The organism is Paenibacillus sp. cl6col (assembly GCF_900102125.1).
GTDB lineage: Bacteria > Bacillota > Bacilli > Paenibacillales > Paenibacillaceae > Paenibacillus_B > Paenibacillus_B suaedae.
In genome coordinates this window covers 163990-187295 of sequence record NZ_FNAZ01000001.1, presented here as the reverse complement: position 1 = coordinate 187295, position 23306 = coordinate 163990, and the positions used below count along the sequence as shown (strand labels likewise).

30 protein-coding genes and 2 tRNA genes are annotated in these 23306 nt (G+C 46.8%); 23 read left to right on the top strand and 9 right to left on the bottom strand.

Annotated elements, in window-relative coordinates; genetic code table 11:
* Positions 1 to 161: 161 nt before the first annotated feature.
* Positions 162 to 1127, top strand: a complete 966-nt coding sequence (locus BLS15_RS00815; protein ID WP_021254532.1) for an aldolase catalytic domain-containing protein — start codon at positions 162 to 164, stop codon at positions 1125 to 1127.
* A 95-nt stretch (positions 1128 to 1222) separates the two neighbouring features.
* Here the strand turns inward: BLS15_RS00815 and BLS15_RS00810 are convergent, their stop codons facing one another.
* Positions 1223 to 1486: a hypothetical protein gene (locus tag BLS15_RS00810; protein WP_021254533.1), complete on the bottom strand. Its 264-nt coding sequence runs from the start codon at positions 1484 to 1486 to the stop codon at positions 1223 to 1225.
* Positions 1486 to 1812 carry a YbjQ family protein gene (locus BLS15_RS00805; RefSeq protein ID WP_021254534.1) on the bottom strand — a complete coding sequence of 109 codons (327 nt, stop codon included), beginning with the start codon at positions 1810 to 1812 and terminating at the stop codon, positions 1486 to 1488. The genes BLS15_RS00810 and BLS15_RS00805 overlap by 1 nt, the downstream gene beginning before the upstream one ends.
* A gap of 274 nt (positions 1813 to 2086) precedes the next feature.
* Here BLS15_RS00805 and BLS15_RS00800 point away from each other — a divergent pair, with 274 nt between their 5' ends.
* The 6 genes from BLS15_RS00800 (at position 2087) to BLS15_RS00770 (ending at position 6033) form a co-directional block, all read left to right on the top strand.
* Positions 2087 to 3094 carry a LacI family DNA-binding transcriptional regulator gene (locus tag BLS15_RS00800; RefSeq protein WP_028531831.1) on the top strand — a complete coding sequence of 336 codons (1008 nt, stop codon included), beginning with the start codon at positions 2087 to 2089 and terminating at the stop codon, positions 3092 to 3094.
* Between the two features lie 122 nt (positions 3095 to 3216).
* Entirely contained in the window at positions 3217 to 4035 is an 819-nt protein-coding gene (locus BLS15_RS00795; protein WP_028531832.1) for a sensor histidine kinase, read from the top strand.
* A 47-nt stretch (positions 4036 to 4082) separates the two neighbouring features.
* Positions 4083 to 4739, top strand: a complete 657-nt coding sequence (locus BLS15_RS00790; RefSeq protein ID WP_028531833.1) for a response regulator — start codon at positions 4083 to 4085, stop codon at positions 4737 to 4739.
* Positions 4740 to 4863: 124 nt separating this feature from the next.
* Positions 4864 to 4940 (top strand) — tRNA-Pro (locus tag BLS15_RS00785).
* Positions 4941 to 4990: 50 nt separating this feature from the next.
* Positions 4991 to 5064 (top strand) — tRNA-Gly (locus tag BLS15_RS00780).
* Between the two features lie 861 nt (positions 5065 to 5925).
* Positions 5926 to 6033, top strand: coding sequence for a putative holin-like toxin (locus tag BLS15_RS00770; RefSeq protein WP_036666840.1), 108 nt, complete (start codon positions 5926 to 5928; stop codon positions 6031 to 6033).
* 156 nt (positions 6034 to 6189) lie between these two features.
* Here BLS15_RS00770 and BLS15_RS00765 read toward each other — a convergent pair whose 3' ends face one another.
* Positions 6190 to 6411 carry a helix-turn-helix domain-containing protein gene (locus BLS15_RS00765; protein WP_021262039.1) on the bottom strand — a complete coding sequence of 74 codons (222 nt, stop codon included), beginning with the start codon at positions 6409 to 6411 and terminating at the stop codon, positions 6190 to 6192.
* 737 nt (positions 6412 to 7148) lie between these two features.
* Here BLS15_RS00765 and BLS15_RS00760 point away from each other — a divergent pair.
* On the top strand, positions 7149 to 7373 hold the full coding sequence (locus BLS15_RS00760; RefSeq protein WP_090509348.1) for a hypothetical protein: 225 nt from the start codon (positions 7149 to 7151) through the stop codon (positions 7371 to 7373).
* Positions 7374 to 7573: 200 nt separating this feature from the next.
* Here BLS15_RS00760 and BLS15_RS29905 read toward each other — a convergent pair whose 3' ends face one another.
* The 5 genes from BLS15_RS29905 to BLS15_RS00740 all read right to left on the bottom strand — a co-directional run bounded on the left by BLS15_RS29905 (position 7574) and on the right by BLS15_RS00740 (position 10257).
* Positions 7574 to 7651, bottom strand: coding sequence for a putative holin-like toxin (locus tag BLS15_RS29905; RefSeq protein WP_227774339.1), 78 nt, complete (start codon positions 7649 to 7651; stop codon positions 7574 to 7576).
* A gap of 240 nt (positions 7652 to 7891) precedes the next feature.
* Entirely contained in the window at positions 7892 to 8131 is a 240-nt protein-coding gene (locus BLS15_RS00755) for a DUF4318 domain-containing protein (RefSeq protein ID WP_090509345.1), read from the bottom strand.
* 164 nt (positions 8132 to 8295) lie between these two features.
* Positions 8296 to 9246: a GDP-mannose 4,6-dehydratase gene (locus BLS15_RS00750; RefSeq protein WP_090509341.1), complete on the bottom strand. Its 951-nt coding sequence runs from the start codon at positions 9244 to 9246 to the stop codon at positions 8296 to 8298.
* A 102-nt stretch (positions 9247 to 9348) separates the two neighbouring features.
* Positions 9349 to 9783: an ImmA/IrrE family metallo-endopeptidase gene (locus BLS15_RS00745; protein WP_021254540.1), complete on the bottom strand. Its 435-nt coding sequence runs from the start codon at positions 9781 to 9783 to the stop codon at positions 9349 to 9351.
* Between the two features lie 39 nt (positions 9784 to 9822).
* On the bottom strand, positions 9823 to 10257 hold the full coding sequence (locus tag BLS15_RS00740; protein ID WP_090509336.1) for a helix-turn-helix domain-containing protein: 435 nt from the start codon (positions 10255 to 10257) through the stop codon (positions 9823 to 9825).
* Between the two features lie 271 nt (positions 10258 to 10528).
* Between BLS15_RS00740 and BLS15_RS00735 the strand changes: the two genes are divergently transcribed.
* The 6 genes from BLS15_RS00735 to BLS15_RS00710 all read left to right on the top strand — a co-directional run bounded on the left by BLS15_RS00735 (position 10529) and on the right by BLS15_RS00710 (position 14012).
* Complete coding sequence (locus BLS15_RS00735; protein WP_090509333.1) at positions 10529 to 10951, top strand: ArpU family phage packaging/lysis transcriptional regulator; 423 nt, start codon at positions 10529 to 10531, stop codon at positions 10949 to 10951.
* A gap of 176 nt (positions 10952 to 11127) precedes the next feature.
* Positions 11128 to 11550 (top strand): phage tail terminator family protein, encoded by a 423-nt coding sequence (locus tag BLS15_RS00730; protein ID WP_028531839.1) that lies wholly within the window; start codon positions 11128 to 11130, stop codon positions 11548 to 11550.
* Positions 11543 to 11755, top strand: a complete 213-nt coding sequence (locus tag BLS15_RS00725; protein WP_036666842.1) for a hypothetical protein — start codon at positions 11543 to 11545, stop codon at positions 11753 to 11755. The genes BLS15_RS00730 and BLS15_RS00725 overlap by 8 nt, the downstream gene beginning before the upstream one ends.
* On the top strand, positions 11755 to 13071 hold the full coding sequence (locus tag BLS15_RS00720; protein WP_090509329.1) for a phage tail sheath family protein: 1317 nt from the start codon (positions 11755 to 11757) through the stop codon (positions 13069 to 13071). The genes BLS15_RS00725 and BLS15_RS00720 overlap by 1 nt, the downstream gene beginning before the upstream one ends.
* A gap of 1 nt (position 13072) precedes the next feature.
* Positions 13073 to 13534, top strand: a complete 462-nt coding sequence (locus BLS15_RS00715) for a phage tail tube protein (protein WP_072727183.1) — start codon at positions 13073 to 13075, stop codon at positions 13532 to 13534.
* Positions 13535 to 13589: 55 nt separating this feature from the next.
* Positions 13590 to 14012 (top strand): phage tail assembly chaperone, encoded by a 423-nt coding sequence (locus BLS15_RS00710; RefSeq protein WP_090509327.1) that lies wholly within the window; start codon positions 13590 to 13592, stop codon positions 14010 to 14012.
* On the opposite strand, the gene BLS15_RS28400 is transcribed toward BLS15_RS00710, so the two are convergent.
* Positions 14009 to 14365, bottom strand: a complete 357-nt coding sequence (locus BLS15_RS28400; protein WP_139170618.1) for a hypothetical protein — start codon at positions 14363 to 14365, stop codon at positions 14009 to 14011. The two genes, BLS15_RS00710 and BLS15_RS28400, sit on opposite strands and share 4 nt — an antisense overlap.
* On the opposite strand from BLS15_RS28400, the gene BLS15_RS00700 reads away from it, so the two are divergent.
* From BLS15_RS00700 to BLS15_RS00660, 9 genes are read left to right on the top strand one after another with little or no spacing between them, the layout of a single operon-like run.
* Complete coding sequence (locus BLS15_RS00700) at positions 14327 to 16387, top strand: phage tail protein (protein ID WP_090509321.1); 2061 nt, start codon at positions 14327 to 14329, stop codon at positions 16385 to 16387. The two genes, BLS15_RS28400 and BLS15_RS00700, sit on opposite strands and share 39 nt — an antisense overlap.
* A complete protein-coding gene (locus tag BLS15_RS00695; protein ID WP_028531845.1) occupies positions 16384 to 17067 on the top strand; it encodes a LysM peptidoglycan-binding domain-containing protein in 684 nt (227 codons plus the stop codon). Before BLS15_RS00700 ends, BLS15_RS00695 begins: the two co-directional genes overlap by 4 nt.
* 31 nt (positions 17068 to 17098) lie before the next feature.
* Positions 17099 to 18073: an XkdQ/YqbQ family protein gene (locus BLS15_RS00690; RefSeq protein ID WP_090509317.1), complete on the top strand. Its 975-nt coding sequence runs from the start codon at positions 17099 to 17101 to the stop codon at positions 18071 to 18073.
* 2 nt (positions 18074 to 18075) lie between these two features.
* Positions 18076 to 18378 carry a DUF2577 domain-containing protein gene (locus tag BLS15_RS00685; RefSeq protein ID WP_175460694.1) on the top strand — a complete coding sequence of 101 codons (303 nt, stop codon included), beginning with the start codon at positions 18076 to 18078 and terminating at the stop codon, positions 18376 to 18378.
* A complete protein-coding gene (locus BLS15_RS00680) occupies positions 18375 to 18797 on the top strand; it encodes a DUF2634 domain-containing protein (RefSeq protein WP_090509314.1) in 423 nt (140 codons plus the stop codon). Before BLS15_RS00685 ends, BLS15_RS00680 begins: the two co-directional genes overlap by 4 nt.
* Entirely contained in the window at positions 18790 to 19890 is a 1101-nt protein-coding gene (locus BLS15_RS00675; protein ID WP_090509312.1) for a baseplate J/gp47 family protein, read from the top strand. The genes BLS15_RS00680 and BLS15_RS00675 overlap by 8 nt, the downstream gene beginning before the upstream one ends.
* Positions 19883 to 20470, top strand: coding sequence for a putative phage tail protein (locus tag BLS15_RS00670; RefSeq protein WP_090509310.1), 588 nt, complete (start codon positions 19883 to 19885; stop codon positions 20468 to 20470). Before BLS15_RS00675 ends, BLS15_RS00670 begins: the two co-directional genes overlap by 8 nt.
* Entirely contained in the window at positions 20467 to 20751 is a 285-nt protein-coding gene (locus tag BLS15_RS00665) for a ketopantoate hydroxymethyltransferase (RefSeq protein WP_090509308.1), read from the top strand. Before BLS15_RS00670 ends, BLS15_RS00665 begins: the two co-directional genes overlap by 4 nt.
* The gene (locus BLS15_RS00660; protein WP_028531852.1) at positions 20751 to 23300 is read left to right on the top strand and encodes a hypothetical protein; all 2550 of its coding nucleotides are present in this window, start codon (positions 20751 to 20753) and stop codon (positions 23298 to 23300) included. Before BLS15_RS00665 ends, BLS15_RS00660 begins: the two co-directional genes overlap by 1 nt.
* Positions 23301 to 23306: the final 6 nt, after the last annotated feature.

The window sequence follows — 23306 nt, the reverse complement described above, 5'->3', positions numbered from 1 at the left end:
AAGAAAAATTACATGTGATTTTTTTCATAGAAAAAGGATTAAATTGTAGATAATTTATCGAAATCTATGAAAACGACACGAAAATGAAGCTTTTTTGCTTTGCTTTATGAGTTTGTTTCCATTAGAATGGAGAGAAAACATTTGGCAAAGGAGATAGCGGAATGAAAACGAATCACTGCAAAATTGTCGACTGCACAATTCGCGATGGTGGTCTAGTAAACAATTGGGACTTCAGCGTCGAGTTCGTGCAAAGCTTATACGCATCATTGAATGATGCTGGCGTCGACTATATGGAAATCGGCTACAAAAATTCGCCTAAACTGCTCAAAGGCGCTGACGAAGCAGGCCCTTGGCGATTTTTGAATGACGATTTTTTACGTACTGTCATTCCGCAGAAGGGTACTACGAAGCTATCCGCACTTGTAGATATCGGCCGTGTGGATGAGAACGACATTCTACCGCGCAACGAGAGTATGTTGGACTTAATCCGGGTTGCTTGCTACATCAAGGATGTGGACAAGGCGCTGGATTTGGTACGCACGTTCCATGATCGCGGATATGAAACAACGATCAATATTATGGCACTGTCAAATGTGATGGAGAATGACCTTATCGAAGCATTTGCGATGATCAAAGAGAGTGTCGTTGATGTGGTATACGTCGTAGATTCCTACGGCAGCCTTGATCATAATGATATTCATTTCCTCGTGAATAAATTTAAAGAGCATTTGCCGAACAAGCGAATCGGTGTTCATACGCATAATAATATGCAGCTTGCTTTCTCGAATACGCTTGTTGCTGCAGAGCTTGGGGTTGAAATGCTGGATGCTTCCATATACGGGATGGGGCGTGGAGCGGGCAACTGTCCGACAGAAGCTCTATTGACTCATTTGAAGAACAGCAAATACCAGCTTCGATCCGTACTTGGCTTCCTTGAGAAATACATGATTCCGATGCGTGAAAAGTGGGAATGGGGCTACCTGATTCCATACTTGATTACAGGTACACTTGATGAACATCCGCGTTCCGCCATGGCGCTGCTTGCTTCTGATGATCGGGACAAATACTTGGACTTCTATGATCAAATGACGACACCTGAGGTATCTATTCATAAGAAAAATTCGTAAAGGAATGTGAAAGCTCCTTCACGATAAGAACATACAAAGACCGCTCCAGCTATGGCTGAGCGGTCTTTCTTATGTTGAAATGAATGAGGAACAGGCTACGATTGCATGCGAACGTACTTGCGTTCGCCTGTCTTCGGATTATAGTACACTTGATATTTTAAACCATCTCTCGGATCGATAAAGATCTCTTTCGTTGGCATAAAGTCGCCTGAGACACCGATGGCATCCAACGGATTATCGTATTGCTTATAGCGCTTATCGAAATACTTCTTGCCGATCACAATCAGGATGACAAGGCCGATCAGGGGCAGGCCGTACACCACAAGAGCGATTTGGAAGAAATGTGCGACCCCATCCATTAGGAATGCACCGCTCTCAACTTAACAACCGTTCCGTAAGCTACAATCTCACTCATGTTCTGGCCGACATCGCCACTATCGAAGCGCATCATGATGATTCCGTCTCCACCCATTGCGTGCGCATTCTCGATCATACGATCCATTGCTTGTCGGCGAGCATCCTCGATCATTTGTGTGTACTGCTTGACTTCACCGCCCACGAGACCTTTCAAAGATGCCATAATGTCCCCGCCGATACCTCGTGCTCGAACAACTACGCCAAATGCCGTTCCCAATACTTCGGATACCTCATAATTTGCAATGCGTTCGGTCGTTACTACGATCATGAATGCCAGCTCCTTTTGAACACTTATCTAGAGTTGAAGGGGATTATCAATCCCTTTTAGTATTATTCATACGGGGATTATCTTTATTCGTTTCATAAAGAAGTTCAATCCGTAAGAAGAAGGGCCGTCCATAGCTAAAGATTTACTAAAAAAGGCGTAAAATGGCGGATATTACGGTAGTTTTAATGGAATAACGCTTTAAAGTTAGTTATGATGGGTACATAGAGATTTGTGCCTTTCCATATCTAATGATCGATCATGAGGGGAGAAGGATATGAAGGTCAGTATATTTGATGTGGCTAAGAAATCAGGTTTATCTGTGGTGACGGTATCCCGTGTCCTAAATAACGCGAAGACAGTACGAGAGAAGAATCGGGTCAAGGTTCTTCAGGCGATGAAGGATCTGGATTACCACCCGAACGCAGCAGCTCGAAGCCTTGCGAAGGGGAAAACAGGTGTCATAGGGATGATTGTCACTACCTTGCAGGATTCATTTCTGGATAGTATCGTGCAATCGGTGTACTCACTGCTAAAGGATCATGGTTATTACTTAGCACTATCGGTTGCATCAGAGCCGATGGAACAAGGGGTGGGTACGGACTTAATCCAAGAGGATCGCGTGGATGGAATGCTGATTCTATCTGCGGTACATGAGGAACCTTACGTGGTAGAACTAAAAAAACGGAAAATCCCGTTCGTACTCATCGACAATCAGACAATCCAGCCTTCTGTGACCAACGTGAATGTGGATAATTATAAAGGTGGATATGATGCAACGAAGCATCTCATTGATTTGGGCCATCGATCGATCGCTCATATTCGTGGGCCACGGTTCTTCTTAAGTGCACTTGAACGTGAAAGGGGTTTCAGGGATGCAATGAGTGACGCAGGTCTCGAACCTTTTGCAATTGAGGATGGAAAGTTCTGCATTCAATCCGGCTATGATGCTGTACAGCGATGGCTGCATGCAGGTTGTTTGCCGACGGCGTTGTTCGCTGCCGATGATTTCACCGCGATTGGTGTCATCAATGCATTGTGGCAGGCTGGTTACAAGGTGCCGGATGATATGTCTGTAATCGGCTATGATGATCAAGTCATCGCTTCCCAACTGCGTCCGCTGCTGACAACGATGCGACAGCCTGCCCACGATATCGGTAGAGTGGCTGTTGATTTGCTCATGAAGCAGATTAATGGAACGAATAAGCGCAGTATCTGCGCTCGTTTAGAGTCGGAGATCGTGATTCGAGAATCGACGAGCGCACCGAAGTTATTGCAATCGTAGTATGATGAATAGGTAAGACAGATAGGCGTGCGGTTATGAACTGGTGACTGCATGCTTTTTTCATTACAATAGGAATAGATGTGAATGGATGATACCGAGCATAGAATGGAGCGAAAATTACCTTGAAGGATCGTACGATTAAACATCTGATTCTATGGATTCCTACGATTACAATTGGACTATGGGAATATATGCGCCACTCTTTCCTGCTCCCTTACGTTTCCATGGAGGTTGGGAACTGGCTCGCCCCTGCCATTGTTTTTATCGTGTCAGCCACGCTGTTGACTCGCTTATTCAAGCTGCTGGATGATACGCAAAAGAAGCTGCAGCGAGAGCAGCAGACGAAGGCGGCCTTGGAGGAGCGGAGCAAATTGGCGCAAGAGCTGCATGATGGAATTTCACAATCATTGTTCATGCTATCGGTAAAGATTGATCGGCTGGAGACAGCTTCGACTGAACAGCAGCCAGAGCAGCTGGACAAGCTCCGACAGACGGTTCGTCATGTATATGATGATGTGCGCCTGTCCATCGCTAATTTGCAAACTGTCCCTGAAGAGATGAATGTATGCTGGTCGGATCAACTCGTTACGATGATCGAGGATATTCGAAAGGATACGGATTGGACACTGGACGTGAAGTGGGAGCTGCCTGAAGATCAATTGTCATTGAAAGAGAAAATCGCGCTGTTGTCGGCTGTACGCGAGGCGCTGCTGAATGTGCGCAAGCATGCAGAGGCGAAACGGGTATGGATCATAGCGCAGCCTGTGGCTGAAGGATTTGTTTGCGATATTCGGGACGATGGGATCGGATTTGCAGGAGAGCCTTTTTCACAGAAGGGAAAGTATGGATTGAAGATGGTACGCGACCGCACGACCAATATGGGATGGAGCTTGTCTTTGGAACGAGATGGCGACGTGACGGTAGTGCGTATTGCAAGTTAATGAAGTTGGCGGAAGGAGAGGAAACTAGCGTGAATGCGGAACAGGGGATGGAGAAGCAGCATTGTTTTCGGGTGTTAATCGCCGACGATAATGCCCATGCGCGTGAGGGGATGCGGGATATTTTAGCGATTGATCCTGCATTCGTCGTTGTAGGTGAGGCTGTGAATGGAGAAGATGCACTTCGTATGACGGATCAAGTCATGCCGGATTTGATATTGATGGATATTTCCATGCCTATTATGGACGGATTGGAAGCTACCAAGCGGATCAAAGAGCAGTTCCCCTATGTGAAAATCGTAATGGTGACGGTGTCGGATGATATTACTCACTTGTTTGAGGCATTAAAAAAAGGGGCGCAGGGCTATTTGCTCAAAAATTTACAGCCTTCTGCATGGCATGAGTATTTACGTGCGATTGCCATTGATGAGGCGCCGATGTCGAAGGAACTGGCGTTTCGCTTATTGCAGGAGTTTTCCGTGAAGGGCGAGAGCAAGATTCCAACGTCAACTCCGTTGACGACTCGTGAGCGTGAAATTTTGGAGCGTGTAGCGAAGGGGGAATCGAACCGGGTCATTGCGGGACAGTTGTCCCTATCTGAGCATACCGTGAAGAATCATCTAAAAAACATTATGCAGAAGCTGCATTTGGAGAATCGTGTGCAGCTTACGCGATATGCATTGAAGCACGGCATTGTAGATAATTAGAACCCTATGATGATGGATCATTGATCGAAAATAATTATGATTCCGAAGGTGAAAAACGTATTGCGCAACAGAATGGGCTGTGCTATATTAATTCTTGTCACTTGATGTGACGTGCAATATATGTCGGGACGTAGCTCAGCTTGGTAGAGCACCTGGTTTGGGACCAGGGGGTCGCATGTTCAAATCGTGTCGTCCCGACCATCTTATTACACTCCTATCAGGTATTCTGGAACGAGTGTTTTTTCGTATATGCGGGTGTAGTTCAATGGTAGAACTCCAGCCTTCCAAGCTGGTAGCGTGGGTTCGATTCCCATCACCCGCTCCAAATGAAAAAAGTGCGCCGCAAGGCGCTTTTTTTATTTGGAGCGTAGAAAGGATGGGAAGAGAACCCCAGGGTTCGACCGTTCGTGAAGACATCGAGGGAAGTGAAAGAGTAGGACGAGCGTCAACATGAACAATAAACCACTGGAGCCGGAAGGCTCCATTTTTAAATCAGACATGTTGAGTACCGCGCTGCAATGCTTCTAAGAAATACGAATCAGCGCGAGCGTCCGGCATAACGAGAGCCACCACGAAAGTGTGGGAGAAGCAGCCGGAGTATTCCCATCACCCGCTCCATAACAAATGAAATGCGCCGAAAGGCGCTTTTTTTGTTATGGGGCGTAGAAAGGACGGGAAGCGAACCCCAGGGTTCGACCGTCCGTGAAGACATCGGGGAAATACAAGAGTAGGACGAGGGTCAACATGAACAATAAACCATTATTTTTACCCTGCGAATACGGAGGATTATCTGAACCAATTCGTAGACAAAGAAACGATTTCGAATTGGGCCAATCCAGCGATGTCTTTGGCTGTGAAGCAGCGATAGATCGATGTTCCCGCAGATAAGAGGATTAAATCTCGCGAGGCTGTCAAGCATAGAGAAGCTGCACGAATGGTGTCTCGGCTTTATTTGCAGCTTTGACCATACAGGCCGGATAAACAGCTTGCAGTGATCGCTTCCCGGTAGCTACTGGGGGAGGATCGCCAAGTTCATCCGTAAGCGGATGATTCCGCTCAACCTTGTTGAGTGTGCTCTGCAATGTTTTTAATAGTTTACGAAAGTGAGAAAAATAGGATATACTCGCCATACAATAGAATGGCTTTATGGGCGGTCGGCTAATCTCCCTGAAGGGAGGTGAAGCCTGTGAGTGTATATGAAGCACTATCCGTTATGTTTCAGTTCGGACTGTGGATATTGGCGTTGCTAACATTGATTGTAACGCTGCTAATATACTTGCACCAAAAGAAATAGACCGCCCTCAGCAAAAGGTATGCGGTCTATTTTAACGTAAACCTATAGCCACCGCCTTTGAAGCGGCTATTGTACAGAGTCGTGTTCCAGCACGACTCTTATTATTTATATGATATCATAGCGTTTTTTAAACGTCTATTTTAAGTTTAAAGGCGTTTATTCTTCAGCTTCTTCTTCGAATTGCAATATTAGGGATATATCTTTAATGTTCAAAGCATAAGCGATCTTTTCTAACATCTCCAGATTTACCTCTTGTCTTTTTGTACTACATAGCTTTGAAATTCTAGCTTGCGCAACACCTGATAGCTGAGCTAGTTCTGTCTGCGTGATTCCTTTTTCTTTCATAACTTCTTTAAGTTTGATTTTAATACGTAACATTGTCTAGATCCCCCTTGACAAATTATGACCATAAGCGTATATTTAATATGACTACAAGAGTATGTTTTGCTAAAGGCATATTGTTCGAATTCCCAAAAATAGAACTTTTTGCTAGCTTCTCATTGACAAAAAGGGGCGGATTATATATGCATGGCGCAATGACAGGTCAATTAACTTAATAGTCAAAATGAAACGAAACAGCAACCTTACTAGGTTTACAATCAATATAATTGGCTAAGTGACCTATCTATAGCAAAATTTAAGTGATGACACTCGTACTCAATCGTCAATAGATACCGTGAATCAACGATACCAAACAAGCACGTGAATTAGCAACCGTATAAGTAGTCTGAATGTAAGAATGGCCATTGCTGATGTTGTAGGCAAAATCTCTAAGAATAATGGAATTTCTGAACGAGATTTTCATAAGTAAACACCAATCGTAAATGCGGAAACTCGCAAGCTCTGATTCTAGCATGAACACCATGTATGGTGTCACACATTGCGCTGTAACGTTGGGAAACATCATGCCAAAGACAATATTGACTTATTAGGTTTCGAAGTTATTACGGTTACACACTATTAAATGGTCAAGCTCAGATTCATGATAGAGAAGGTGAGTGTGGCATGGAACAGGCAGTTATTGAACTCGTACTCGATCTCGGATACGAAATCGTTTATCTGAATGGATATCTTATCGCGGAAGATTATCTAGTTTTGTTATCGAGCACGGTATTATGTGGTTATACCATGTAAGCCAGAAGGACGACAGAGGATTTTACGTAAGCAATAAGGCTGGAATTTTGCTCGGGCAGTTGAAAGGAAAAGAAGCAGCCGATGAGCCAGAACTCATAACGCGGGTCATTGACTTCATGCGAGATATGTCCTTTTACGACTTTTTGATTAAGCATCACGATTGGACAATGGACTATGATTATCATTTCGTCGAAGCCGTGAGTTAATCTTATAAAAGAATTGTGACAAAAGGCACTTTATTTGCTCTGGAGTGAAAGGAGCATCATAAGAGCGCTTGAGGAATAAATTGTAATATGCTAATATAACAGGGGATCGTGCTGGAACACGATCCCCGTGACAACTACCGCTATAAGAGCGGGGGCGTTTAGGTAGGAAGTAACCTGCGGCTTGGAAAGAGGCGGACGGGTTACTTCTTTTTATGGAAGGACAGCATCAGGATAACAAATGTTCCGAATGACAGCATTAATGTCAATGCCTCATACATTGTCACGGCGCTCACCTCCTTGGAAGGAAATGATGGACCTTCTTTATGCGAGGATGGCGCCTCCTGCCCTTAAACCGTTTTCGTTGTCCTAGTGATTATACCATATTTTACTATATGAAAAGAGTCTGTTAGAGGCTCTTTTTCTTTTTTTACTAATTGTAATTGCTACCCAAAAGCGGCGATCTCGGCAAAAAAGAGGATCGCCGCAATTTCAACGCTCTATGTACGTATTTCTTGCATTTATACTTCTTTGAAATGAAGGACAAATCCGGGTCTTCCGGCATTCTCAACGTGGCATTTATAGACGACACCATCAATTGAAATAACGGCAGGTCGATCATATTCAATAAACTTGTAGTTGACTTTCTCTTGTACGCAATATCGCTCAATTTCATCTAAAAACTGCTGCTTGCTTTGTGGAAGTTGATCGAGCTCAACCGAAAAGCCTTTCTTCATTAGCTTCTTCCAAACATTCTTCATGATGCTTGTCCTCCTCTGCATAAATAAATAGATGATTCCTTTCCTTATCCTCTATTCTACCATATTCATCCGTTCCATATGGATCGAAGAGAAAGAATATGCGACCGACCTCAGTGGACGGATGAAGCGGTCGCATCGGCTTATGGCGGGGGCTTGCAACTAGTCTATACGCGCTCGCGCCAGTAGTTCAGCAAGTCTTCGAGGGTATGATCAAGAGGAATTTCTGGCTTCCAGCCTGTATGTTCTGTAAATTTCGAATGATCGCCAAGCAGAATTTCGACGTCGGATGGACGCATGCGGCTCGGATCTGGCACAATATCGATCGTAATATTGGATTTAGCCAGCAGCATATCGAGCATTTCACGAATCGTGACGCAAGAGCCGGATGCAATATTATAGCAGTCTCCAGCTTCAGCCCGTTCCAGTGCGAGCCAATAAGCACGGACAATATCGCGTACGTCGGTAAAATCGCGCTTCGCTTCCAAATTGCCCACATGGACAGTAGGCGGACGAATGCCCTTCTCAATTTCGGCAATCTGCTTCGCGAAGTTGGACGTAACGAACTGTTCACCACGGCGTGGACCCGTATGGTTGAATGTTCTCGTCCGGATGACATGGAGGCCGTAGCTCTTATGATATTGATAGCCAAGGTAGTCTTGAGCTGCTTTGCTCACTGCATATGGACTTAACGGACGGAGGGGGTTTTCTTCACGTATCGGAGTTTCGTGCGGTTCTACATGACCATATTCCTCACTGGAGCAGGCAATTTGAATTTTACAATCCAGATCAATGCGTCTTACCGCTTCGAAGATATTCAATTGACCCGCAACGTTGTTGTAGATTGTATCTGCTGGCGAGTTCCAGGAAGTAGGGACGAAGCTCTGAGCAGCCAAATGAAAAATAAGATCCGGCTTCTCATTTGTAATGAGCGTTTCTACAGAGAATGCATCGCGAAGCTCACATTCTGCCAGATGAATATCGGGCAGAATGTGGCGAATGTGTTCTAGACGGCTGCGATTGCGAATTGTGCCGATTACCTCTACATTTTTGTCCAGCAAAAATTCCGCCATATGACTTCCTACGAATCCGGAGATCCCGGTGACAAGTGCCTTCATGTAACTGATCTCACCTCTCAGGTTGATAACATACACCCATAGTTCGGCATTACCCTATACTATGTGGAGTAGGCTGAAATTGGTGACGGCATTCGTACCGATTTATTCTTGCTCCGAATCTGTAGGAAGGAACCTAGCTAGTTCAGCTGGAATATCATTGCGCGCACAGTACATTTCCCGGGTTTCCCCAAGTAAGCACTCTTGATCATGCAGCAGCAGAAGCAGAGCGAACTGATTGGCTTGGCGCTCGAACTTGCCTACATGGAACAACGTATGCTGTTCGGTAAAGAAATGCCCGATGCCTTTATGTAGTCTGTCATGGGCGAGCTCGTGAGCGCACACAAATCGCTGCCATTCGAACGGCAATTCCGAATTAATGACGATATAGCGGCGTCGCAGCTTATGGAAATAGAGGCCGCGCGTTGATTTCCCGAGATCAGCTGTTCTAACTTGAATGTTCAAATATTGTGCAAGCTGAAAAGGACAGTTCGTTTTATATTTTCGAATTAATGATCGTACAATCTTCTCTACATCCATGAGATGCACCTCGCGGATAGGTTAGTCATTGAGCTATGTTCAGCCCCGGGGCTTGCGCTTATTGCGCTTCTTCGCATCCCAGAACAAGGCTTCCAACACTTGAAGCACCCGTTCACGGTCTTCCTCCTCGATGGGAACGCCATCGAACATAATTTCTGAATCTTCCTCCAGCAACTGGCGAAAATCCTTCTTATCTCTCCATGTGGCCCACTCAGGAATAGAAGCAGATGAAGAAGTTAAGGCCAGCGGCATCGAATTATCGATACGGCCAAGCAAGTAATCGCTCGATGTATGCAGCAGATCGGCAAGTCTGCCGATGATATCGCTCGGCGGCGTCGTGCGTCCTGCTTCGTAGTTGGCTATATTGGCGCGTTTCATACCGAGCGCGTGGGCAACATCGTCTTGCGATAAGCCTTGCTTGAGCCGCAGCTCCTTAATACGGGAACCTACAAGTTCTTTGTTCGTTACGGACATGGCTACCACCCTTATTTTACATATGTTCATAAATTCAAGATTGACGTTCATTTTATGAGCATGGTATGCTTGCAGTGTATCACACAGGAACAGGTGTTCGCAATAATTATCGGTGAGTTGTTTAGAATGAACAGCATCATTCTATAATGTTGTTTTACACAACACAAGGCCAAGTTTAATAAAACAATTCTTTTTTTATTTTCGTTATTTTAAACAACTATATTTATTTATTATGTTACTACTAATAACTTTTATATGAGGAGCGATGAGGATGTTGGCAACGGTGAATCGGTCGGCTACGCGAAAAATGGTGGAGCAGCACTTGTCTATGGCTCGTTTGTACAAAAGAACAGGCATCGTACGAAGAGAGATGAAAATGACGACTTCCTATGAACCGAGGTTCCACGGTGCAACGAATCAGGTAGGCAAGCCAGTAGAAGAGATTGCCCTGCACAATGTGGACAAGGAAGCATACATGAAAACGGTACACGACAATGTCATGAAGGCGGTCGCACATCTAGGCGACATGGAGCGCGAACTAATAGAGAACTGTTATCTCAATCCACATGTACAGAAGCCAGATTATCTGCTTTGCTTTGACTTGAATGTAAGTGAGCGTACATTCCGCAGAATCAAAGCACGGGCAATTACCGAGTTGGCATTTATGCTTGGAATCGAAGTGTTCGAAGATTGATGCAGTGACCTCCCGCTGGCCGGATGGTGGCACACTGGTGGACGGGACAAGGTGCTAAGATGATAGTGTGAGGTTGTGGGCATGGGGGCAGGACAACCTTGCAGGGAGGAAGGGAGAACCGTTTGCGGCGAAGCTGTATAACGGTTTTTTTGTACCGCAGGACAGGAGGTGAAGGCTTGCGAAGCAGCGAGATTCGGCAGGGGGTGATGAGTCGGGTGCGGGAACGTTACCCAGACATCCCGGTGTTGGAGTCAGAAGAACGAACGAATGAGTTAGCGCCCTGCTTGGTCGTGAAGCTCGTTCGAGGGGAACGGACTCGTGCAGGCGAAGGCCGCTATCAAGCGAGAACAGCCATCGAGGTCGAGTATTATCCCGATGCGCAGGCTGCTTCCGTTCATGATGTTGCGGATGCGCTGTATGATGCGTTGGAACTGATTGAAGCAGGCGGCAGTTTATGCAGGGGGACAGGCTGGAAGCATGAGATCGTGGAACGCAAGCTGCGGTTCCAAGTGCAGTATGAGTACATGCTGACACGTTTCCGAGAGGAATCGAGCAAGATGAATGCCATGAAGCAGGAGGGACGCATTCGAGATGTCTAATGCAAACAAGCAGGACAAGCGTAATGTGGAACATGCCGAGGTTGCGGGCGAATTCGCGTTTGCGAAGGAGCAGTGGCTGAAAGCAACATGCTGGAGTGCAGGCGAGCGAGACATGCTGCATGCGCTTCTGAGCAGCAACGAGCAGTACACGAAGGCGCAGATCGATGCGCTGCTACACCAATTTCAAATTCAGGAGGTAAAGTAATGGCTGGAGGAACATGGACGACGCAGAACAAGGTAAGACCAGGCGTATATGTACGCTTTCAAGGAGAGGCTGCTCCATCGGGAGCGGTTGGCGAGCGTGGGATTGTGGCACTGCCGCTGAAGCTGAGCTGGGGGCCAGCGAAAAAGGTGCTGGAATTGAACGCAGGGGAGCCGGTATTCGAGCAGCTAGGCTACGAGTTGACGGATGAGGCACTGCTGTTGGTGCGCGAGGCGTTCAAGCGCGCGAAGAAGGTGCTGTTGTATCGATTGAATGAAGGTGCGAAGGCGGCTGCAACTCACAAACAATTGAAGGTGAAAGCACGTTTTGGCGGTGTTCGCGGAAATGATATTCAGCTCGTCGTACAGACCAATGTGAATGACAATACCAAGGTAGATGTAATTACGAAGGTTGGCGGACGTACCGTGGACAACCAGACGGTGAATCTGGCTGAACAGCTGATTGCAAATGCGTGGGTTGAATTTGATGGTACAGGGGCGATTGAAGCAAATGCTGGTCTGCCGCTTACTGGTGGAGATGACGGCAATGTGGTGAATGCGGATCATGTATCTTTCCACGAAGCAATTGCCGTTCATGATTTCCATACGGTTGCGCTTCCTTCCACTGATGCAGCGCTATGCTCCGTTTATGCGATGTTCGTGAAGCGTATGCGTGAAGAAGAAGGCAAGAAGATTCAGGCTGTTATGGCTCAATATCCAACTGCGAATAACGAAGGCATCATTAGCGTCAAAAATGGCGTGAAGCTGGCAGACGGCACAGTGTTGAATGCTGCTCAAGCAACAGTATGGGTAGCTGCGGCAACAGCATCGGCAGCGATGAATGAGTCATTGACGTACTCCGCTTATGAAGATGCGGTCGATGCTGATGTTCGTATGACGAATACGCAGGTTGAAGAAGCTCTGCGCAAGGGTGAATTCGTATTCGTGCATCATCTTGGCCATGCCGTGGTGGAGCAGGATATCAATACATTGACGGCCTATACGCCGGACAAGGGGCAGCCGTTCTCCAAAAACCGCGTTATTCGCGTGCTGGACGGCATCGCCAACGATATGAAGCGTATTTTCGAAACGACGTATGTCGGCAAAACGAACAACAATGAAGAGGGACGTCAATTGTTCCGTGCAGAGTGTATCGCGTATTTGGATCAGCTTGAGCGCTTGAATGCAATTCAGCCGTTCGATGCCCAGACGGATGTGCTTGTTGCGAAGGGTGAGGCTTCGGACAGTATCCTCATTCAATTGAATGTGCAGCCGGTCGATGCAGTAGAGAAAATTTACATGAAAGTGAAGGTGAAGTAAGATGGGTTTCTTACAAGCGAAGGATACGATTTCGGGACGTGAAGGCACAGCTTTTGCACAAATTAATGGTCAAAATGAAGAGATGTTCTATATTAAAACGCTGGAAGCGAAAATAGAAAAACAAAAAGCAGAAATTAAAACACTTGGCAGCCGTGCCACACAGCACAAAACCTCCGGTTGGTCGGGAACAGGCAGCATGACGATTTACTATATGACGCCATTATTCCGTAAGATGATGCTTGATTATATTAAGACCGGCAAGGATACGAACTTTACGATTAATGTAACAAACTCAGATCCTACTTCTTCGGTGGGCACGCAGACGATCATGTTGAAGAACGTGAACCTGAACAGTGTCGTTATGGCGAAGCTGGATACAGAGAGCGACGTTTTGGAGGAAGAATTGGAGTTTACGTTTGACGATGTTGATATTTTAAGCAACTTTAATGCGCCTATAGTGTAATTTAAAATAACATAACTACTATAACTACCATTCAAGATGAGGAGAGCGATTGAAAATGACTACATTAAGCTATTTCTTTGCCCAAAATGCGGAACCAAATACGGAGATGCCATTCATTGTGTCCCCGCGCTTCAAGGATGACAAGGGGGAGGCGGTTGCATGGACGCTGCGCAGTATGAGTGAAGTGGAGAATGAGCAGTGCCGCAAATCGGCAACGAAGCAGGTGAAGGGCAAGGGCGGAGTTGTTACGCCGGAAATCGACTTCAATGAATATACTGCGAAGCTGATTGTGGCAAGCGTTGTGTATCCAGACTTGAAAAATGCAGAGCTTCAGCAGTCTTACGGTGTCATGGGCGCGGAGGCGCTCCTGCGCAAGATGCTTCTGCCTGGCGAATATACGGGGCTGCTGCAGCAGGTTCAGACGCTGAACGGCTTCAATCAGGACATGAACGAGCTTGTCAATGACGTAAAAAACTAATTCACGAGGGCGATGGCGAAGCGAACTATGCCTATTACGCCCTCCACAAGCTTCGCATTCTGCCGCATGAGCTGCTTGCGCTCCCGGTTCGCGAGCGCGCCGCCGTCTACGCGATGATCGACATCCGTGTAGAGGAGGAGCGCAAGGCCCAGCGCAGCATGCGCAAGAAGCGGTAGGATAGGCTTTGAAACAACCGCGAACATTAGAGCAGCGATTTCACAGTCGGCATGGCAATGGCAGCTCCGCTGGGGCAGTTTAGGTGCAGATGGGGAATCGCTCTCTTCATCTTGCGGACAGGAGGAGGGAAGAGAAGTATGACTACGATGGCATTGCAGAGGCAGTTGCAGTTTCAAATGCCTCAGTTAACGATGGAGCCACTCGTGAGGGTATTTGAACAAGTCAAGTCGAAAGTCCAGAAAGACATGGAAGATGCTATGAACTTGGCCGGCAGCATGTGGCGGAAGACGACTGAGACGGTAGGGCTTGCCAGCAATGCATGGCGCAAATCAACAGATGCTATGAACCGATTCATAACGGGCATCTATTTGCGTACCATGAAAGCTGAAGCTTCGACGCTTAAGTTTCCATTTCAGTTCAACTGGAAAGGGATTCCGCTCCTGTCGAAAGTATTCGATTCTTTACGGAACAGATTAGTCGAAACCGTTAAAGGGATTGGCGAGAAGATAAAAACAAGTTATGGCACTCTCAGTTCAAAATTGTTCGAAGTCGGAAAGTCAATTGGAATGACGGCGATAAAGGGAGCTGCGGAATCGGAAGACATGCGAGCCAAGTATGGCGTTAAGTACGGGGGAGCTCAGAAAAGCGCCGAAGTATTCGGGGCATTGCGAGGACAAGCGCTTCGAAATGGAACGGATGTCTCCAAATCACTGCAGTCTGGCCTTGAGCTATCCTCCATTTCTAAAAATACGGGTGATATCCTGAAAATGAATGAAATGGTGCAGCGCTTATCCGCCTTTCAAGAAAATGGAGGAAATCCGGCAGAAACTGCTGGACTCATGAAGGATGCCTATTTTGGCGATAGCGCAGGCTTGCTTAAACAGTTAAACATGCCAGTAAGTGCTCCTGAGCAAGAAAAACTGGAGTCGTTCTCGAAAACTGGGGATTTAAGTGGGTTTATGCAAGCTTTTGATTCTCTAATGACCAAGGCGAACATGAGCCAAGCATCATTGGGAATGCTCATGGACAGTCCGATTCAGAAATGGGAAGCGGCAGTCAATCGCTTCAATGGAATGCTGGCAGCTGCAGGAGAATCTGCACTGCAAATTTTTGCTCCGGTTCTGGATTTACTGAATCAAGCCTTTGTAGAGGGGAAGTTTGATCCTTTTTTTGCAAGTATCCAAACAGGGATGATGTTGCTGGCTGAAGCAGCGTCTGGCGTAGCGAATTTCCTCGTCGAAAATTGGGATCTCGTACAAAACGCATTGATTGTTCTCGGCGTAATTGCGGCTATCACAGCGGCAGCTTGGCTTATTCAATGGATTATCGCGGCGTGGCCATTATTTGCAATTGTTGGCGTTATTGTCCTTATATTAACTGCGCTCAATCAATTAGGGGTATCGACGGAAACGATAGTCGGCACGGTAATAGGGCTGTTCTCTTCATTATTCACATTTATTCGCAACGCAGTAGCTACAATTTGGAATTTGATGGTTTCTTTCGCTGAATTTTTCGTCAATCTCTTTATTGATCCTTTCTATGCCATTGAGAAGCTCATTTACGACATTGCAAAGAGTGTCATCGATTTTGTCGGAAGCACAGTCAACTCATTAGTGGATGGAATCAATTGGCTTATTGGTAAAGTCAATAGTCTCACAGGCTCGAAATTCGAGATGGTCAACAAATGGAGCTACGACAAGATCATGGAGGGTAGGGAGCCGAAGAGCGATAAGGATGTCGTGAATTTAGATCATTTGCGAATCAAGCCAGAGGATATGACGGCTGCTTTTGACAAGGGAAAAGAAACGTATGAGAAAACTAAAGACTTTACGAAGAACTTCATGCCTGATACATCCAAATTCAAGCCAGGAGGAAAAACGGATCCGTGGAGTGGAAATGGTGGAACTGTGCCCGGTGCCGGTTCAGGGACAATGCCTCCAATGAACATCCCGAAAGTAGGCGAGGTAGGTAAAGTCGGAGCCATCGACAATAAAGTTGAAATTACGGATGAAAACATAGAGATGATGCGCGACTTGGCGGAAATGGACGCCATCCAGAACTTCGTATCTTTGACCCCGACAGTACAGGTGAATACCGGCGATATCCATCAAGGCTTCGATATGGACACATTAATCAATCGCATCGAGAAAAAGCTGGAGGAAGAATTTGTTTCAACGGCGGAAGGGGTGTACGGATGAGTGGATACCATATCTATTTGAGCTTCAACAACCAAGAGAAGGTCATTGAGCTGCCTGTAAATCCGTCTCAACTGGAAATCAGCGAAGCGGGGAACTTGCAGTCCTTTGATATTGTCGGTATCGGGGAAGTCGTGAGCATCCATACGCCGAAGCTGGCCGATATTCAATTCAGCAGCCTATTTCCGCTCCATTATGGGCCATATGTGCATATTCCGCCTGAGAAGCTGCTGCTGCCTAGTGATTATATCATTCAACTGCGTGAATGGATGGAGACGAAGCGTCCGATTCGTTTCGTCCTTACGACGCCGACCTTCCATATGAATCTAGCAATGGCCATTGATAAATTCACTTGGCGTGAAGTTGCCGGCAGTGTGGGGGATTTGGAGTACGACATTTCCTTGAAGCTGTATAAATTTTATGCAGCCAAAAAGGTGAAGCTGGATGGGAAGCTGACAAGTGCGACTAATGTGCCAAAAACGTCGCAGCCGCGTCCGGATGAGCGTAAAGGAACAAGCGAGTATATGACGCAGCCGGGGGATAAGCTGAGTTTGCTTGCACAAAAGTTTTTCAACGATACCAGAAAGGCAATCGACATTCAAAGACTGAACGGCATCTCAGCAGATGAGGCTCTGCATGAACTGGAACCGAATCGTATTCTGCGACTTCCTCGAAAGCAATGAGACACAGCGACGTAGGAGGTGAATATTTGAAATGAACAGGTTGGAAGTGTTGGTCGATAATCGCAATGGCAATGCGTGGGACATGTCACAGCTTATCTCGAGTATGACATGGTCGACCTCCCGTGTTGGCAAGCCTGCCAGCATATCGATTTCCTTTAGTAAGGGAGCCATATTTCAGGACAGCTTTACCATCAATAATGGTGATATTATCCGAGTGCAAGAAGATGGAGTGCCTGTGTTTTACGGCTATGTGTTCAGCATAGAGACGGATGAGAGCAATACTGTAAAGCTGACTGCTTATGATCAGATGCGCTATTTGATGGTGAACGACTGGTGCATGCTTAAAAACGTGACTGCTACTGAAATCATTCGATATATTGCCAAAAAATTCGATATCAAGCTTGGAGAGTTAGTAGATACGAAGTATAAGATCCCAACTTTTATGGAGGACAACAAGAAGCTCTTGGATATGATGTTCCGCGCGCTTGATTTCACCCTAAACTCTACCAAAATCATCTATGTGCTGTATGACGACTTCGGCAAACTTACGCTGCGGGAAGCGAAAAGTTGGATGCCGGATTACGGGATTGGCGAAGAGAGTCAGATGACGAGCATATCCTATAAGGCCAGCATAGATGATGGGACGTATAACTATATCAAAATGTATCGGGACAATCCGGAAAAAGGTGTACGTGAAACTTTTATATCAAAAGATAGTAACAATATGGCGAAATGGGGACATCTGCAGCTGTACAAAAAGATAGATGACAAGATGAATCAGGCTCAAATCCAACAGCTTGGAGATAACTTGCTGAAGCTCCATAACCATGAGAAGAAAACAATAAAAGTGAACGCTGTAGGGGATGTGCGCATTCGAGCCGGAATGAACATTCCTATTTTTGCGCCTGAACAGAATGTGAATCTGCGAAACAAGCTCATTGAGGAGTGCTCCCAGGAGTGGAGCGGTTCAGGGCATACGATGTCATTAACGTTGAAGGAGATTTAGCAATGAGGATGATGCTGGACATTATTAAAAAAGCGGGTGTCGGAGCGGTAGAGGCATCTAGTCCGGTTGCACTGTTGTATGGTGTGGTGCTTAGTGTGTCACCCTTGGAGGTGCAGGTAGAACAGCGCTTCACCTTGCCGGAGTCCGCTCTCGTCATTACGGAACAGCTTACAGAGCACAAGGTGCGTGTCGGTGGGGAAGAGATTACGATTCGTGAGGGATTGTACGTAGGAGACAAACTGCTGTTAGTCCGTATGCAGGGAGGACAAAGCTATGTTGCCCTTGATAGGGTGGTGGGGGCATGATCCCGAAGTCAAGGTTCGAGTTGGAGAATGAAGATATACCTGTAATGTTGGAGTATACGGAACAGCCTACGCGCACCTATCGGCTGGATATGGAAGCAGGGCGCATTTTGGGAATGACAGATGGCTTGGAAGCGATGCGTCAAGCCGTGCTTAAGATATTGTTGACCGAACGATTTGAATATTTGATATATAGCCCAGATTATGGCTCTGAGCTTCGCGCGCAGATTGGTTACAGCTTGGGCTTCGTGAAGTCAGAATTGGAGCGCACGATATCCGAAGCACTGCTTCAGGATGATCGCATTTTGCGCGTAGGCGAGTTTGCCTTTGAACAAACGGGAGACGCTTTACAAGTTCATTTTAAGGTAGAGACGGTTCTAGGGAAGTTAGAAATGACGAAGGAGGTGAAGTTGGATGGCTGAATGGGAACAAGGTGCTTGGAACGTGCCTCGATTGGAGGACATTATGGAGCGGATGCTGGAACGCGTTCCGAATGACGTGGACAAGCGGGAAGGCAGTATCATTTACGATGCGCTTGCCCCGATTGCTTTGGAGTTGGTACAGGCTTATACGGACTTGCATTTTCAAAATGAGCTGTCGTATGCGGATACATCAAGCGGCGAATATTTGGAGCGGCGCACGGCTGAATATGGCGTAAAGCGCAAGCTGGCTACAACAGCTAAACGCAAGGGATTTTTTTATGATGCGGCAGGCAAGCCATTCGATGTGCCATTGCGGTCTCGCTTTTCAACGATAGAGCTTCATTATGTAGTCATCGAACGTTTATCGGCAGGAGTATTCGTGCTTGAATGTGAAGGCAAGGGCGCCAAAGGAAATGAATACTACGGCTCCTTGATGCCGGTGGATTACGTGGATGGTCTTGCCCGAGCTGAATTAGCGGAGGTGATTGCACCAGGCGCAGATGCGGAATCGGATGAATTGCTGCGCCGTCGTTTCTTTGAAGCAGTGAATGAACAGCCATTCGGGGGCAATGCAGCCGACTACAAGAAGAAGTTAACCTCTCTCTCCGGCGTTGGCGGCGTGAAAATATTCCCGGTATGGAAAGGCGGGGGCACGGTAAAGTGCACCATCATTTCGAGCAGCTTCGAATCTCCATCTGCTGAACTGGTGAAGGATGTGCAGACGATCATCGACCCAGAGGTGAATCAAGGGAAGGGGATGGGCTTCGCGCCGATCGGCCATACCGTCACCATTAAGGGCGCAGTGTCCGTAAGCATTCATGTATCGACCACACTTACACTTGAAGCGGGAATATCCGTGTCACAGGTGAAGGCGGATGTGGAAAAAGTGATCGCCGATTACCTGCGGACGCTGCGTATGAGCTGGAAAGAGGAAGACCGCACCGTCGTGCGTGTGAGTCAGCTGGAAGCCCGTATCCTGAATGTAAAGGGTATCGCGGATATTGCAGACACGAAGCTAAACGGCAAGGGAGCCAATGTGGAGCTGGACACGGAAGAGCTGCCGGTCATGGGGGCGGTGACCTTGAATGGCTGAACCGTTACTCAAGCGTTTGCCTGACTTTTACCATGACGTGAAGGAAATGGTTCTGCTTATGGAGACGCAGGATGGAGAGAAGGAGAAACTGCTGGCCGCCATGCAGAGGCTGTTCGACGATCAGTTCGTCATGACAGCAAGCGAGGATGCGATTGTTAGGCGGGAGCGGATGCTGAATATTCTCCCGGATCGCGATGCGGAATCGATCGATTTCCGGCGCAGACGGATTATCAACCGCTACACGACGAAGCCGCCGTTTACGATCCGGTATTTGCAGGAGAAGCTGGATTTTTTGCTCGGCAAGGACAAGGCTCGGGCTGTTATGGATGCAGACGCCTTCCTGCTGCGCATCGTTGCCAACATTACGGATGCCGCCGTATTCAAGGAGGTCGGGCACACAGTATACGCGGTGAAGCCTGCCAACTTGGTCTATCAACAGGAGACGGCACTGCTATCCAATGTAGGAGTGAATGAGAACATATACCGCTCGGATTTGAAGCGGACGACAAGGCTTTCGACGACGTGGAAGCTGGGGCGTTCGCCATTTGCCGAACGCGGGCCGGAGGTGCAGATCAAATGATCGAATCAACGCTGCTGAAAGAACTGGCGAACCATGTCAACACACGAATTGCCAAGGTCGTACTGAATAAAACGTATGAGATTTCAGAGTTTACGGTGAAGCAAGTATCGAAGAGCGTCGTCAATCTGGAATATATGATTCCGCTGGGATCAGTGGACAGCGTATCGCTGATCGAGCTTCGAGCCGCTGATGGCACGGTGCTGACGGCTAATGACGTCTACATCCCGCTCACGTCCGATACGATCATCAAGCAGCCGATTACAGTGAAGGAGGTGGCCTAATGCCATACGAGGCGAAGACAAACTGGAAGTACGACGACACCGTCACGGAAAAGGATCTAAACCGCATCGAGCAAGGCCTGAAGGACGCCCATGTGGCGGAGTATAAGGATATTACGCTGAAACCGGGTGTGCAGATCGTGGACGTCCCCGAGGATACGCCCTTCCGCATGGGGGAGATTCGCGGGCGGACGTTGATAAATTTACTTGGGCATGCAGGCAGATGTGACGACATGGCTCCTTGGGGTATGTGGCAGGCATCACTCGACACGGACAGCAGCTTCAAAGGACTGCGTGTCGACGTACAGTCCGGTTACGACGACGGCGCGGCATTTATCGGGATTAAGAACGTACAGAATGGACGATCCTTCATTATTGTTGGAAATGCCGAGCATAACGTAAACGCACAAGGCGCAAGATTTGGAGCTACGTTTTACACGGGTGATAAGGTAGTTGATAACACAGTCGTGTCAAAAAAAACGTCTGAAACATCTGTCCGCCAGCCGATTCATCTAGTATTTACGATTCCTTCAGGAGTAAATAGTTTTACCGTAAACATGGGGGTAGTTGCGAATGAAGCCAAAGCACGAGGTTATTTTGATTCTGTTCGAGTTTACGAAATTCCTTCGTCAGAAGTGGTGAGGCTGACCAGCATGAAATCCGAAGATGTCGCAGAACTGTATCCATATACGGAGTCGATCACAAACGTCACGAATCCGTATGCTATCGCGACGAGCGGAAACTTATTACCGCCGTTTACGGAGTGGGGAGAATCTGCGCAACTTGCTTTGTCTGTTTCTAGTCCGTATGAGATTAGATTGAGTAAGACTTCTTCTAATGAATTTGCAACAAAAACTATCTCATTATCGCTACCTCCAAACACTGCGTTCACATTCAGTACAGAGGTTGAAGCGGACTTCTTAGCATCAGGCACATATGGAGCTTATTTAAATGTTTTCTCAGTAGATAGTACTGAAACAGTGACGAGCATTGAATTAAAGACAACAGCGTATAGGAATACTTCAGGGGCATTCTCTATTTTTAGCGATTTTACTGTCCCAAGTAATAGTAATAAAATCCGTATTCTTGTAGGTGTAGACGCACAATCTACAGGCAATTTTATATTTAAAAACCCAATGCTCATTCCTGGAGATAAGCCACAGCCATTTATGCCTGAATCATGTTCCATGTGGGCAGCCGAATGCCAGCTAGCCTCGAATCCAGCGGACGGTAGCAACGCGGACGTATTGTTCGCTGGTGAAGATGGATTGCCTTACGTATTGGAGAAGTGGAATAAGGTAGTGTTGGATGGATCGTTAAAGTGGGAACATGACAATGCAGCTACGTATAAGGGATTCAAAAGAATAAGAGTTCCTGTAGCAAGTGGAGTACCGTATAGTCAGTACGTAGTTAAATTTGATGGGAAAATCTTACCCAATATCAACGAAGGTGTGAACTGGGAAACTGCTGATCTATCTCAGCTGTATAAGAATGAGCATCTTTATCTGTCTATATCTAACGAAGACAGCGGATGGAGCGACAGCTACACGCCGACAGCCGACGAAATCAAGGCGTACTTCTTGGGCTGGAAGATGTACGATGGAGTTAATGGAAAAAATCCATATACGTCCGGGACTCGCGCATGGTGTTACCGAGAATCCGCTGATAGCTATACGGGTGGAACCAATACGCTGCCTACGACAACGGCGCCGAACTGGACGCCATATCGACTCCAATACATCAAGTCGAAGCCAACCATCGAACACGTACGCAATTACGAAACTGGCCTGACGCTCTCAAAAGCCTGGAACATGGTCGAAGTCGGCAGCGGTATTGTGATTCGGGAGTCAACGAAGCCTACGCATTATCTGGCAAATGGAAATTACTATATCAACAATACAGCAGTAAATGGAAGCCTACTAAAGAATAAGGTGTCTCATATACTAAGGGTTTACCGCAATGGATCGGCTGCTAATACCGCAAAGATTGAAAATGATGCTAATGCATATGGCAAGCAGCACATTAGATTTTTACCGTCAGACTTCGACACAACCGCAGTTTACCATGTCACATACACGATTCTAGACCCAACGCTTTCGGCTCCCATCGTCGGCAGCATAGCGACGAATCTGCGGGGCACGGTAACGGATATGGTATCGTGGGTAAGCGATGCAGAGCGAAGGTTGAGTGTTGTGGAGACGAAGAAGGCAGAGAATGACACAAAACTACATTTTATTAAACCAACACTCTTAAATGACTGGAAGCTGTTCGGGGAATCAGGCAGACCAGAGGCAGGTTATTGTAAGGATCGAGATGGATTTGTATATCTTAAAGGGGTTATCACGGGAGGCACAGTTGGGGTAACTGGTAAACCTGCTTTCTTCTTGCCAGTAGGATACCGACCAAAGAGACTGCTTTCAAAAATTGCAATAACCACTTTGTCGTCCAATGCAGCAGTAGATATTGCAGCAGATGGAGGAGTGTATATTATCACAGGAGACAATTATTTTATCGCGTTAGATACAATTTCTCCATTCCTAGCAGAACAATAAGGAGGC